At 67.5% G+C, this 12,547-nt stretch carries 10 protein-coding genes and 1 pseudogene; 6 read left to right on the forward strand and 5 right to left on the reverse strand.

What is annotated here, in order from left to right:
- Positions 1 to 6: 6 nt before the first annotated feature.
- From ACSMXO_RS10945 to ACSMXO_RS10955, 3 genes and pseudogenes are all read left to right on the forward strand, one after another.
- Positions 7 to 1,542 (forward strand): annotated as a pseudogene (locus ACSMXO_RS10945) (ISL3 family transposase).
- Between the two features lie 233 nt (positions 1,543 to 1,775).
- The gene (locus ACSMXO_RS10950; RefSeq protein ID WP_455414638.1) at positions 1,776 to 2,798 is read left to right on the forward strand and encodes an IS110 family RNA-guided transposase; all 1,023 of its coding nucleotides are present in this window, start codon (positions 1,776 to 1,778) and stop codon (positions 2,796 to 2,798) included.
- 415 nt (positions 2,799 to 3,213) lie between these two features.
- Positions 3,214 to 3,981, forward strand: coding sequence for an XRE family transcriptional regulator (locus ACSMXO_RS10955; protein ID WP_455417592.1), 768 nt, complete (start codon positions 3,214 to 3,216; stop codon positions 3,979 to 3,981).
- 307 nt (positions 3,982 to 4,288) lie between these two features.
- On the opposite strand, the gene ACSMXO_RS10960 is transcribed toward ACSMXO_RS10955, so the two are convergent.
- Together ACSMXO_RS10960 and ACSMXO_RS10965 are read right to left on the reverse strand one after the other, a co-directional pair.
- Positions 4,289 to 4,681: a hypothetical protein gene (locus ACSMXO_RS10960; RefSeq protein ID WP_455417593.1), complete on the reverse strand. Its 393-nt coding sequence runs from the start codon at positions 4,679 to 4,681 to the stop codon at positions 4,289 to 4,291.
- Positions 4,682 to 4,908: 227 nt separating this feature from the next.
- Entirely contained in the window at positions 4,909 to 5,973 is a 1,065-nt protein-coding gene (locus ACSMXO_RS10965; RefSeq protein ID WP_455417594.1) for an IS701 family transposase, read from the reverse strand.
- Positions 5,974 to 6,201: 228 nt separating this feature from the next.
- On the opposite strand from ACSMXO_RS10965, the gene ACSMXO_RS10970 reads away from it, so the two are divergent.
- Positions 6,202 to 7,560 carry a serine hydrolase domain-containing protein gene (locus tag ACSMXO_RS10970; RefSeq protein WP_455417595.1) on the forward strand — a complete coding sequence of 453 codons (1,359 nt, stop codon included), beginning with the start codon at positions 6,202 to 6,204 and terminating at the stop codon, positions 7,558 to 7,560.
- 106 nt (positions 7,561 to 7,666) lie between these two features.
- Here the strand turns inward: ACSMXO_RS10970 and ACSMXO_RS10975 are convergent, their stop codons facing one another.
- Positions 7,667 to 8,200 carry a hypothetical protein gene (locus tag ACSMXO_RS10975; protein WP_455417596.1) on the reverse strand — a complete coding sequence of 178 codons (534 nt, stop codon included), beginning with the start codon at positions 8,198 to 8,200 and terminating at the stop codon, positions 7,667 to 7,669.
- A gap of 291 nt (positions 8,201 to 8,491) precedes the next feature.
- Here ACSMXO_RS10975 and ACSMXO_RS10980 point away from each other — a divergent pair, with 291 nt between their 5' ends.
- Positions 8,492 to 9,523 (forward strand): tyrosine-type recombinase/integrase, encoded by a 1,032-nt coding sequence (locus ACSMXO_RS10980; RefSeq protein WP_455417597.1) that lies wholly within the window; start codon positions 8,492 to 8,494, stop codon positions 9,521 to 9,523.
- Between the two features lie 445 nt (positions 9,524 to 9,968).
- Here ACSMXO_RS10980 and ACSMXO_RS10985 read toward each other — a convergent pair whose 3' ends face one another.
- Together ACSMXO_RS10985 and ACSMXO_RS10990 are read right to left on the reverse strand one after the other, a co-directional pair.
- Positions 9,969 to 10,373, reverse strand: coding sequence for a hypothetical protein (locus ACSMXO_RS10985; protein ID WP_455417598.1), 405 nt, complete (start codon positions 10,371 to 10,373; stop codon positions 9,969 to 9,971).
- Positions 10,374 to 10,604: 231 nt separating this feature from the next.
- On the reverse strand, positions 10,605 to 11,318 hold the full coding sequence (locus ACSMXO_RS10990; protein ID WP_455417599.1) for an IS6 family transposase: 714 nt from the start codon (positions 11,316 to 11,318) through the stop codon (positions 10,605 to 10,607).
- Between the two features lie 267 nt (positions 11,319 to 11,585).
- Between ACSMXO_RS10990 and ACSMXO_RS10995 the strand changes: the two genes are divergently transcribed.
- Positions 11,586 to 12,392, forward strand: coding sequence for a PPOX class F420-dependent oxidoreductase (locus ACSMXO_RS10995; RefSeq protein ID WP_455417600.1), 807 nt, complete (start codon positions 11,586 to 11,588; stop codon positions 12,390 to 12,392).
- Positions 12,393 to 12,547 lie beyond the last annotated feature (155 nt).

Genomic DNA, 12,547 nt, shown 5'->3' on the forward strand with positions numbered 1-12,547 from the left:
TCCTATGTGGAGGACCTCAACAGACTTGTACAGACGGTGTTCTCGGGGCTATCCCCGCTGGTCATCGAGGACGTGGTCGACGAGGGTGAGCGGATCGTGGTGCGGGCCCGGACGCCGCGGGACACCGCGGTCTGCCCGGTGTGCGGGGCCTCGTCGGGACGGGTCCACGGCTATCACTGGCGGACGGTGGCGGACGTTCCGGTCGACGGACGCCGGGTGGTGGTCCGCGTGCGGGTGCGGCGTCTGGTGTGCCCCACGCGCGGCTGCCGCCACACCTTCCGGGAACAGGTCCTGGGGTGCTGGAGCGATACCAGCGCCGCACGGCCCGCCTGTCCAGGCAGGTCAAAGCCGTCGTCAAGGAGTTAGCGGGCCGGGCAGGGTCGCGTTTGCTGGCGATACTGGCCATGGGCCTGTCCCGTCACACGGCCCTGCGCGCCCTGCTGCGCATCCCGTTGCCCACCGGGCGGACGCCCCGTGTGATCGGCGTTGACGATTTCGCTCTGCGCCGGCGGGACCGCTACGCCACCGTGGTGATCGACGCCGAGACCCATGAGCGGATCGAGGTACTGCCCGACCGCACCGCCGACACCCTGCAAGCGTGGCTGCGCGAGCATCCCGGCGTCGAGGTCGTGTGCCGCGACGGCTCGGCCACCTACGCCGAGGCCATCCGCCGCGCCCTGCCCAACGCGGTGCAGGTCGCGGACAGGTGGCACCTATGGCACAACCTATGCGAAGCCGCCCTCAGCGAGGTGAAGGCGCACAGCACCTGCTGGGCCCCCGTACTGGACGCACCCCTGTATGACGGGCCCCGCGCGCGGACGACCCTGGAACGCTGGCACCACGTCCATGACCTGCTCGACCAGGGCGTCGGCCTGCTCGAATCCGCCCGCCGTCTACAACTGGCCCTGAACACCGTCAAACGCTACGCCCGAGCCGACCGGCCCGAACGGATGCTCCGCGTCCCCAAATACCGTGCCAGCCTCGTCGACCCATACCGCGAACACCTGCGTAAACGTCGAGCCGAGGACCCCGGCGTCCCCATCAAGCACCTCTTCGAAGAGATCAAGGCCCTCGGCTTCACCGGCTGCCTCAACCTCCTGCACAAGTACATCAACCAAGGCCGCGCGGACGTCGACCGCAGGCTACATCTCCCCGCGCCGGCTCGCCCGAATGATCCTCACCAGACCCGACAACCTCAAGCCCGAGCATCGAGATCTACTGGCACGGCTCACCGCAGCCTGCCCCGAGATGACCCAACTGGCCTCCGTAGTCGGCGGCTTCGCCGAACTCCTGACCCCTCAGCCGAGAAACGCCGACCGGCTCTCGCTCTGGATCGTCCAGGCCCACGCGGCCGACCTACCTCATCTGCACGCCTTCACCCGCGGCCTGGAACGCGACCGCGACGCCGTTAACGCCGCGCTCACGCTTCCCTACAGCAACGGCCCCACCGAAGGCGTCAACACCAAGACCAAACGGATCGCACGCCAAATGCACGGACGAGCGGGCTTCACCCTACTTCGCCACCGCATCCTCCTCGGATAACAACACCCTCCGTCACCACCGAATGTGAGACAGGGCCGTTATTTCCAGTGTCACTCTTGATCAGTCCGGCGGGCTCGCTCTGCCGTTAGATGCCTGCGTGGCTGGTGTAAATATTGCGGCCCGCCGGACATCGAGGACCGGCCGGCATGGCTTGAGAGGAGCGTGCCAGCGCCCGACTGGGATATGCCCACCGACCGGTCCCGCGCCCCCTCGGTCAAGGAGACACGACTCTTATGGTCGTCATCGGCATCGACGCGCACAAGCGCACCCACACCGCTGTCATCATCGACGGCAATGGGCGGAAACTCGCCACGAAGACGTGCGAAACAACCAGCAAGGACCACCTGTCGCTGCTGCGCTGGGCGGCCGGGCACGGCAAGGACCGTGTCTGGGCGGTGGAGGACTGCCGCAACATGACTCGCCGCCTCGAACGCGACCTGCTCGCCGCCGGTGAACGCATCGTGCGGGTGCCACCCAAGCTCATGGCCAACGCCCGCGACGCCGCCCGCACCTACGGCAAGTCAGACCCGATCGACGCCCTGGCCGTCGCCCGCGCTGCGCTGCGCGAGGACGACCTGCCCACCGCCCACCTCGATGGTCCCGACCGCGACCTGCGCCTGCTGATCGACCACCGCGAAGACCTCATCGCCGAACGCACCCGCGCGGTCAACCGGCTCCGCTGGCACCTGCACGAACTCGACCCGGAATGGGACCCACCAGCGCGATCGCTCGACCGCGTCAGCAACCTGGACCACGTCCTGTACCGGCTGACGCAACTGCCCGGCGTCGTCGCCCACCTCGCCACCGCGATCACCCAACGGTGCAAGCACCTCACCGAAGAGATCAACACGATCGAGACCGAAATCCGCCAGCTGGCCGAAGAACTCGCGCCAGCGCTCATCGCCGTGCCCGGCTGCGGCGCCCTGACCGCCGCGAAGATCCTCGGCGAGACCGCAGGCATCACCCGATTCCGTTCCGCGGCCGCCTACGCACGCCACAACGGCACCGCACCGCTACCGGTATGGTCATCCAATAGAGCCCGCCACCGACTCAGCCGAACCGGCAACCGCCAGCTCAACGCCGCTCTGCACCGCATCGCGATGACCCAGGCCCGCTGCCACCAACCCGCCAAAGACCTCCTCGCCCGCCGCCGAAATGCCGGCGACGGCGGCCTTGAAGCCCTCCGTGTACTGAAACGACGCCTGTCCGACGTCGTCTACCAAGCCCTACACACAGACTGCACACCCAGGGCTTGACAGAGGAGCTATGTACAGTCCCCGGATGCGGAGGTCGTCGTCCGTGATGCGTCGGACGACTCGGCAGGGTACTCCAACGGCGACGGTGATGGCCGGGATGTCGTGAGTGACGACGCTGCCTGCACCGACGACGGCGCCGTACCCGATGCGAACGCCGGGGGGCACGACGGCGTGCTGCCGATCCAGACCTCCTCCTCGATCACGATGTAAGTTGAGAACACTACCGGCCAGAGCATGTCATCAAAGCGCTGAAGCGCCCTGGTGGCCCAGGGCGGATCGCCGACTTCGCGAGTGTGCGCCGCGTTCCGCTTCACTCTTCCCCGCGATCAGCGCGCAGGGCCATCGGCTTTCGTGGGGTGGCGGTGGTCCGTAGGGTGGGACGGTGAGGACGTGGCCGACATTTGGCATGCAGTTGATGCGGCTGGCCGAGGTGCGTGGCGTCGACGTCGGCTCGCTAGCCCGACAGGCAACCGTCGCTGAAGCCGCGATCACGTCGGTGCTCGACGGCGGCGAGCCTGACCCGTTACTGCTGCGCCGGCTCGCGCCTACCCTGGACCTGCATCAAAGCGACCTGTTCGTCATCGCCGGTCAGCAGGTACCCGACGACCTCGCCCCACTGGACGCGACCGCCGCCAGCGTCATCGGCTCGCTGGGATGGTCACTAACGTATCTGCCACGTGCTGTACCGGAGCTGCGCCAGCTCGTCCAATCTCTGCCGCAGCAGCCCCGTCCGCAGGGATCGCGGCCACCGATGCCGTCATATCAGCAGTACCCGAGCAGCGCTGGCGGCGTGGTACTGCGCCTGCTGCACAACCGCAACCTCAATTGGATCGGTTCCGCTCGGTACCTGTTCGGCCTGGGCCGCGGCGACATGCTGTCGGCGTCTACGATCGGCATGATCGGGCACGGCAAGAAGGCCCTGACACCCGAACTGCTGGCCGGGTTCGCCGCCTTCCTCGACATCTCATCGCGCGACCTCAGCGCGCTGACCGGCATCGACCTGACGAGTGCCGGCCCGCCGGTCCACCCGGACGCAGCCGAGGCCGCCGCACTGATCTGGAACGCCCGCCGTCTGACCGCCGGCCAGCTGCGACAGGTCGACGATCGGGCACACGCCATCCGGCACGAACGCGCCGACGAACTCGAGCCCGGACTGCGGTGCAGCTGCCCTGGACCTCACTGAGGCCAGGTCACCGACCGCCAGCGACGCCGTCCTGCAAAGTCGCGATTGCGCACGGCGCACTGCCCCACCTGCCATCCGGATCTGCCGCCGAGCGGGCGCCGGGTTGTAACCCTTGTCACCCTCCGTAGACGTCCGCCGCCTGCATGGACCGGCCGCTTGTGCACGCACGTGCCGAGAAGAGCACGTTTGGTCAATTCCCGCCATGGCGCCGTGGCGGCCTCGTAGCTAGACCAGAAGAACGATCAACCAGGGGCCGCGTCCATGATCAGCGGGGTTGCCAATCAGCCGCCGCAGGATAAAAACCGAGTTAGCAGTCGTAACCGTGTTGGCGGAGTAACCGACGGACCGCCTCAGCATCGGGACTCTCGGCTCCCCAGCCGCTGATATCGCTGCCGTTAACCTCATCGATGTGCCAATGGTCGCCTTTAAGAGCACCGGATGACGTTGCCGGGTGTTCCAGCTCTACCGTGCAGCTAACGGAGTCCTGGTCAAGGTTGACAGTCCAATCGAGGTCGTAAGCGACGAGCTTCTTCTTCTTGCCGGACTTCTCTACGTCACGATCGATTGCGACAGCGTCGAAGCCGGCACTCCGCAGCTTGTCGCTATAGGTCTGCTCTCCGCTCTTGTTGCCACAACCGACAAGCGTCAGAAGGGTAGCGATCGTTGCAATCGCTAGCGGGAGTGGTTTCTTGCTGCGCACATGACCTCCTAGACCGGTATCGGAACTTTGCTGCGGGACATTGTAGAGCGTGCTGCCAAGTGTTGATCGAAGCTGGTGCGCCTCATGCAACGCAGGAGGAGGAGAGGGACCCGCGGTAAGTTCGCGCAGTCACGGGTTTGGCGCTGTCGGACAGGTACGGGCCCTCGGAGGCGGGGCGCAGGTTCGAATCCTGCCGCGGGCACCCTTGATGAGCAGCACGAAAGGCCCTAACCAGCGAGAACCCGGTCAGGGGTCTTTAGAGGCCGTTCGGTTCGGTCACTGTCGCAGCGTAGTACGGCGATGTTCGCGGTCCTGCTCGGTGAGCCGTCCGCGTACGAGGGCGGCCGCCGCGTGATCATGCAGTGTGAGGACAACTTCAGATTCCGTGGTGGCCGTAGGCCACAGCGTAGACCCCGCCCGGTGGCAGGCGTGGCGTTGTGCCGTTCGACCTCGCGTGGCCAGCCACGCTGGGTTGCATCATCGGCAAGTCGTTGCTCCAGGCAGAGCCGGTCGTGCAGTCGGGGTGCGTACTCGGTGGTGGTGAAGAACTTGGAGCCGCCGGGATCGTCCGGGCCGCCCCAGGGCACGGCGCGGGCGGCGTCTTTCGGCGTGTATGCCTCGGCACCGTACTGCCAGGTGCCCCTCGACGGCTTGAGGGCCATGACGAAACCCAGCCCGCTCTGGCGGAGCGCACCACGCAGGTCGTCGTGCTCGCCGTAGAAGCTGTCCGCCACTACTGCCCGGCAGGTCACGCCGGCGGCGAGCGCTTTGGCGATCAGGTCGGCGGCGATCTGCAACTTGGTCCGGAACTCGGGGTCGGCCTGGTTGCGAGGGAAATGGGAGGCCGGGGTGTACGGCTGCGCGTGCAACGGATAGTAGACACGCTCGTCGGCCCACACCGTGGTCACGGTGACGATCCCGTTGTCGGCCTTGCCGCAACGGCCCAGCCACTGCCGCCCGACGTGTGCCGTCGCGGTGCCATCCTTACGGTCGCCGGAATCGTCGATTGCGATCACGCCACGGGCGTGCGGCGCGGTGGCCGGAGCATTCACCAGCAACTCCAGCCGCCGCCGGTTGACCTCCGCCGCGTCCCATGTGGACTGCGACGGGAAGTACTGCAACCGTTGCACCGCAGCATGCTGCGCGCCGGCGACCGGCTCTGCCCCGGCAAGACCGGTCAAGGTCTTGTTCCGATCACCGGGTGCGAGCAGCCCGGTCAGATATTCACGAAACCCGCGCCGCTGGGCCAGCCGGGAGAACAACTCGTCGAAACAGGCCGCGTAATCCTCCAACGGAGCCGCAGCCGGCGGACACACCGCACGAACCACCCAGCACCCCAACTACCGCTAGCTACTCTGGCCGGACGTCCGCCGACCCGGACCGCCCTGTCACCGACCCGCACCTCATACCGCCCGACGAGGCCGACCAGCACGCGAAGTTCGGCTGCCGGTGTGGGGCACAGACGGAGGCGGTGACGCGGCCGGACGGGGCGGTCGGCTGGCTGGCGGTACATCGCCGACGTGTCTATACCAGATCGGGTGTGTCGCGGGCATATCGAAAATCGCATACGCCACCGTAACGGTCTTCCGGGTTCAGTGCAGGCGGGGACCACAGCACATCAACGGTCAGATTGTCGATCAAGAAAGGACGTGATTGTGGATTCGGATTCGGTACGTGGTATCGACCGCCGGCGGCTGCTCGGGTGGGGCGGGGTGGCGGCCGCTGGCATGGCGGCCGGGCCGCTGGTGGGCGCCGGGCCCGGCCGGGCCGACACCGCCCCAACCGACGCCGACATCCCGCCGGACACCCGTCCCGGCGGCGCCTACGACCGGTACATCGCGAAGCTGGCCGCCGAGGACAAGTTCTCCGGAGTGGTGATGCTGTCGCATCGCGGCCGGACGGTGCTGTCGCGCAGCTACGGCATGGCCGACACGGAGAAGAGGATCCGTAACCACGAAGGTGTCGCGTTCAACCTCTACGGCGGGCCGTTCGTCAGCCTGTCCATTGTGCAGCTCGCGCAGCAGGGCAAGGTGAAGCTGTGGGACACGGTGGGCACCTACCTGACCGGTTTCGCCACGGAGATCGCTGAGCAGGTACGCATCCACCACCTGCTCATCGGTACCTCCGGGTTGTCGTTCCCGGAGCACGACTACCAACGCATCTTCCACCGCAAGGAGGAGCAGCAAGACTACTACCAGCAGTACACCCGGCAGGCGAAGCTGGTGGCCGCGCCCGGCGCGGGTTCGAACAAACCCGGTTGGGGTTCGGATGTCGTCGTGCAGATCGTCGAGGCGGTTACCGGCATGACGTTCTGGGACTACGTGCACGAGCATGTCTTCGCACGCTGCGGCATGACCGGCTCGGCGTACTACACCAGGCCGCAGTGGCTGGCCGACGAACACATCGCGCACTCGTACATGAAACAGGCCGACGGCAGCCGGGTGGACGCCGCCCGCAATCTGGACAAGGACAGCCCGCACCCGGGCATGGCGGGCCAGAACAATGCCCGCAACTTCGTCCCAGACGGCGGGTTCATTACCGCACCGGACATGGTCCGGTTCGCGGAAGCGTTGTACGACGGCACCGTGCTCGACCCGGCCTGGGCCGACGTGTACACCTCGGTCAAGGCCCCCAACTTCCGAGGCTCCCCGGGGTTCACCACCTACGGGCCGACAGCCCACATCGTCGAAGGCCAGTGGGAGATCGGGCGCGGCGGCCCCCACCCCGGCAGCTCCACCTACTACAGCATCTACCCGGACACCGGGTGGGTCGGCGTCGTCCTCAGCAACTACGACGACATACCGCTGCAGGAGATCACCGGACAGCAGACGCAGGCCATCACCGGGGCTTCACCCGGCAACGGCGGCGGTGGCGGCTGACGGGCGGCCACGGCATGGCCGACCCGAAGAAGGAGGTCCGGGCCGGGAAATCCACCGGCTTGGGGCCGGGTGTATTCCGCCGCTGGCGACCACTTCGCCCGACGAATCATCGCCTCCGGCAGCGGCATCGGTGATGCAGGACGAGGACGAAGGTGACCGGTGACGCGTCGACCGAGTACACCGTGACGGCACTGCCGATGGTCAAGAACCCGCCGTCGACCTTGCGCGCACCGATGCCCTGTAGCCAGGGATAGCGCTCCTCGGCGCGGTCCAAGGCCCCGTCCGAGCCGGCGCCGACATCGTCCGGCCGCGCCGACGTCACGGTGATGAAGCCGGGCATACGGCCGGTACGCTTGTCCAGCACCACGATCCGGAACGAGACGTCAACCTGAGAATCGGGCGGACGTTCCCAGGCCACCCGGCCGAGGAAGGTCCGGTCGCCGTCGCCTGCCCGCTCCACGTTGCTCGGGCTGAACGCGGCGTCCGCGGTGGCCTGGTCGACCAGATTCAGGGTCGCGGTCGCGGCCAACACCTCCGGCCCGTACGGCGGCAGGCTGCGCCACGACCGCCAGCCGGCCAGACCACCTATCCCGACGAGCAGCACCACCACACCGATGACCAAACCTGCCCGCTGCCTCATGCCTGGCAGTACAGCACATCATCATCACCATCGATCGGCGCGGCGGCAGAGTGACGCCGTCGCAGCGCACTGACTTGCGAACCACCCACATGGGAGCCGTCACGCCCCGTTGCCGGCTCGCCGTGCCCCTCAACGTCCGGAACTGCTTGATATGCAGGTAATCCTCGTTGACCCAGTGAGGGCTGATGCCGGTGGGTCAGACAGAGAGGCTCCTGTATGTCGTGGGGTGAGTTGTGTCTGCGGCGGTCCCGGAACGCGGGCGGCGATCTTGTCGTCCGGTTCGGTGTGGCGTTGCTGGATGCGTATCTGGAGTTCCTGGCGGTACGGTCTCGGCCGAACACGGTCGCGGCGGTGGCGTACGACCTGAAGGTGTTCTTCACCGTGGTCGGTAAGCCGCCGGCCGAGGTCGTTGCGGCGGACGTGCTGGGGTTCGTGACCGCGCAGCACACTGGCCGTCCGGGCGGCCGGTTGCAGGATGTGACTGATCGTTCGGCGGGGTTGTCGGCGCGGACGGTCCGCCGTCGATTGTCGAGCGTGTCCGGGTTCTTCGCGTTCCTGCAGGCCCGGGGACCGACTCGGCGGGAGCGGCGGCGTCCCCGTCAGGGCGTGCCGCTGGTACGTACCCCACGGACCCTGCCGAGGGTGCTGTCCCCGGTGCAGGTGGACGCCCTGCTGGCGGCGTTGCGCACGCATCGGGACCGGGCGATGGCCGAGGCGATGGTGCTCGGCGGGCTGCGCCGTTGCGAGGTCCTCGGCCTGCGACTGGAGGACCTGCAGGTCGCCGGCCGGCGGGTGTTCATCGCCGAGGGCAAGGGCGGGCACCAGCGGTTGATCCCGGTCTCGGGCCGGTTCTTCGCATCCCTGGCCGCCTACCTGCACCTCGAACGGCCCGCCGACACGGTCACCGACCGGGTGTTCGTGGTGCTGAAGGGATCCCGTCGGGGGATGCCGCTGTCGCCGGCCGGACTGGACCAGATCCTCGATTCCGCCCGGTCCCGTGCCGGTCTGACACAGGCGACCTGCCACCAACTCCGGCATACCTGCCTGACCCGACTGCGGGAAGCGGGCATGGCGCTGGAAGCCGTGCAGGCCCAGGCCGGACACGCCTCGATCGAGTCCACCCGTATCTATCTGCATTTGGCCGACGACTGGCTCGCCTCCCAGTACCGCAGGGCTGCCGAGGCCAGCAGCGCAGTCCGGCCGGCTACGTCTCTCCGAGCCGGAGGGGTGCGAGTTCTCGGTCGCGGTGGCGGACGATACGCCGTCACCACACGTCTACACCCCGCACAACCTTTGCTGGGGCACCGATCTGGCGACCCTTGAACGAGGGAAGCGCTACCTGCTGGTGGTCTGGTCCGACACCTCAGGTACCGGACGCTATTCCTTCCGGCCAACCGTCGCGAACTGACCGGGCCTCCCGCGAACGACACGGACCCACCGCGCTGACGGCACCGCAGGTGCTGCAGGATGTCGGCGACGGGGGGACCATGAGGAGCGAGGTGGGTCCGGTCAGGGGTTAGGGACCGCAGTCCCAGGCGCGGAAGAAGTCGAGGTGGCCAGTGTCGCCGAGGCCGTGTTCCTGCCGCATGGGTACGAGGAACGAGGGGCCGGCGGTGTCTCACGGCCGCTGACCAGCACCCCGCAACAACCGATGTCTACCGCCGCCGACAGATGTACAACCGGACAGATTGATCGGTCATCTCTGCTTTCCTGGAACGTCCCGGTGTGCCCACCAACGGCGGGCACACCGGGCGTGCGAGAGCAGCGGTCAGCTGACGCTGATGCAGCTGTAGGGGACCCAGCCCAGTACGCCGAAGAAGTAGACCGCGGCGTAGAAGTCACCACCACCGCAGAGGGTGTGCGGGGTGCCTACGGCGCCCTGGAAGAAGTCGCCGTAGCAGGGCGCCGACGAACCGCTACCCGGTCCGGGCCAGAGGTAGCCCCACGCGGCGCTGCTGGTGCTTGGCTGAGCGTGGACGTAAAGGATGTCGGTGGAGATGTTGGTGACCGTGCAGGCGTCGGCCGCCGCCACCGGAGCCGGCGCTCGCCGGCTCTCATCGGCACCGCCGTCGGCTCGTGCGGGAGCGGCGCCGAGCAGTGCGAGCGACGTGGCGAGCGCGGTGACAACCCCGCAGATCGTAGCTCGGTTCCGGAGGGATGATCGCTTGGTCATAAGTGCCTCCCTGGCTCTTTGACGACCGGTACAGCGAGTGGGTTAGGAAGATTCGCGAACCGAGGAATCGGTCCGCTTCCTACAGATGCTCGACGGCGCCCCGCTGATGCGTCCGACAAGGATCGTTCCGAGCCAGCTTTTGGCACGGCACACCTTGACCGTGTCAACGCCGCCGGCGCTGTTGGGTTCTCGAGTCGGTAGACAGGTCGAACCTCGTCTGCTGGTTGGGAATCAGATCGCTCGGGCGAGTTCGGTGAACGCTGCGGCGATGCGGAGCGCCGGTGGCGCCTCGTGTCCGAGTTCGTAGTGTCCGCGTCGCACGTTCTGCATAAACGCGTGTCCGGCGATGACCACCTGCGTGGTCTGGTCGGTCCGTAACCCGCGCATCGGTCGTAACCGGTGCTTGAGCTGCCTATCGGCCTCGATCGGATTGTTGGCGTACCGCTCGACGTGGTGCCGGGCCGACGGGACGAGGTCGTCGAGGACCGCCGGGTAGACCGGCGAGGCGTCGGTGACCACCTCGGCGGGCGTCACCTTCAGCATCCGCAGCGCCCGCTGGAAGAACCGTCGAGCCGCAGTGGCATCCCGGCGGTCCGACACGAGGACATCGATAACCTGGCCATGCTGGTCGACCGCCCGGTAGACGTACCGCCACACGCCATTGACCTTTACGTAGGTCTCGTCGACGCACCACCGGTCACCAGGCGCGTGCCGGTGGAACCGGGCGGCGTCGGCCAGCAGCGGTGTGAATCGCTGCACCCAGCGGTACACGGTCACGTGGTCCACCTCAACGCCCCGCTCTGCCAACCGCTCTTCGACGTCGCGGTAGGAGAGGTTGAAGCGCAGGTACCACCGAACCGCGAGAATGATGACCTCGGGCGGGAACCGGAACCCAGCAAACACCGACGGCGGAGACCAAGATCGGGAACGAGACGGCGACCTCACCGGTTCAGCTGACCACAACGATCACGCAGGCGATCGAACATGCCTCGTCCAAGGCAACAGACCCGGCTGCGGCGGCAGCGGTCGACGGATCGGACCGGGCGGCCGTCACAATCGCCCGCACTGGATCGTCCATCCTGAAAGGACCGCACCATCCGCCCGTTGCGGTAGCCCGATTCCGGTTGTTTGGCAGCCGCCGATGCGGGTAGCGCGCGAAGTGAGGAGGCGACAAGCATGGATTCGCCAGATCGGGTCAGCACGACCGCGACCGTGGAGCCGTCCGGCATCTTCACCACCGCGGTCCAGGTCGCTGCCGGAGTACTGACGTTCGTCGCCGGCGTGTGGCTGCTGGCCTGGCCGGACTCGTTCGCCGAGTTCGCCGGCTTCGAGCCCCACCAGCACTTCGGACACGATCTCGGCGCGTTCAATCTCGGCATCGGCACGACGCTGCTGCTGGCGGTGCCCTGGACCGATGCGGCGGCGGTGACCCTGGCTGGCTTCTTCGTGGGCAACACGGCCCACACCATCAACCACGTCGCCGATCTCGACGTCGGCGGCCGCGGCCGCGACCCGTGGATCCTGGCGCTGGGATCGGTGCTCGTGCTCGCGGCTCTCGTGTTGCGGATGCGCCGGCTCGGCTGGGTCGCCGGTACGGTGACCACGACTGCCGCGGTCCCGGCGCTGGCCCCATTCGTCCGTCAGAAGACGATCCTGTTGACCAGCTACCGCCGTGACGGCAGGGCGGTCGGCGCCCCGGTGAGCGTGGTGGTTGACGGCGACCGCGCCTACGTACGCAGCCCCGGCGCCGGCGGCAAGATCAAACGGATCCGGAACAACCCGCTCGTCGAGATCGCTCCAAGTACCGGGTCAGGCAAGGTGACCGGACCGGCCGTCCGGATGCAGGCCGGTTTCCTCGACGGCGCCGAGTTCCGCCATGCGGGCCGGCTGCTGCGGCGCAAGTATCCGGTGCTGCAAGGCGTGTTCGTTCCACTGCTGCATCGTCTGGGCCGCGCCAAGTTTGGTCGAACGGTCCATCTGGTGCTGACCCCGATGACCGGCCAGTCGGCTCAAAATTAGACGCACGCTCAACTCGGGGCGGGGACGGCCGGCACGTCGGCTGGCCGTGCCTGACCGGCTACCTGCGCACATTGGTCGCGGCGCCTGCGGCCTGGACGAGCAGGTCGTTGAACTGGCAGGCGCCACCAACCGCTGACCATCACAGCCACACTCAT

This window comes from Plantactinospora sp. DSM 117369 (assembly GCF_053764795.1).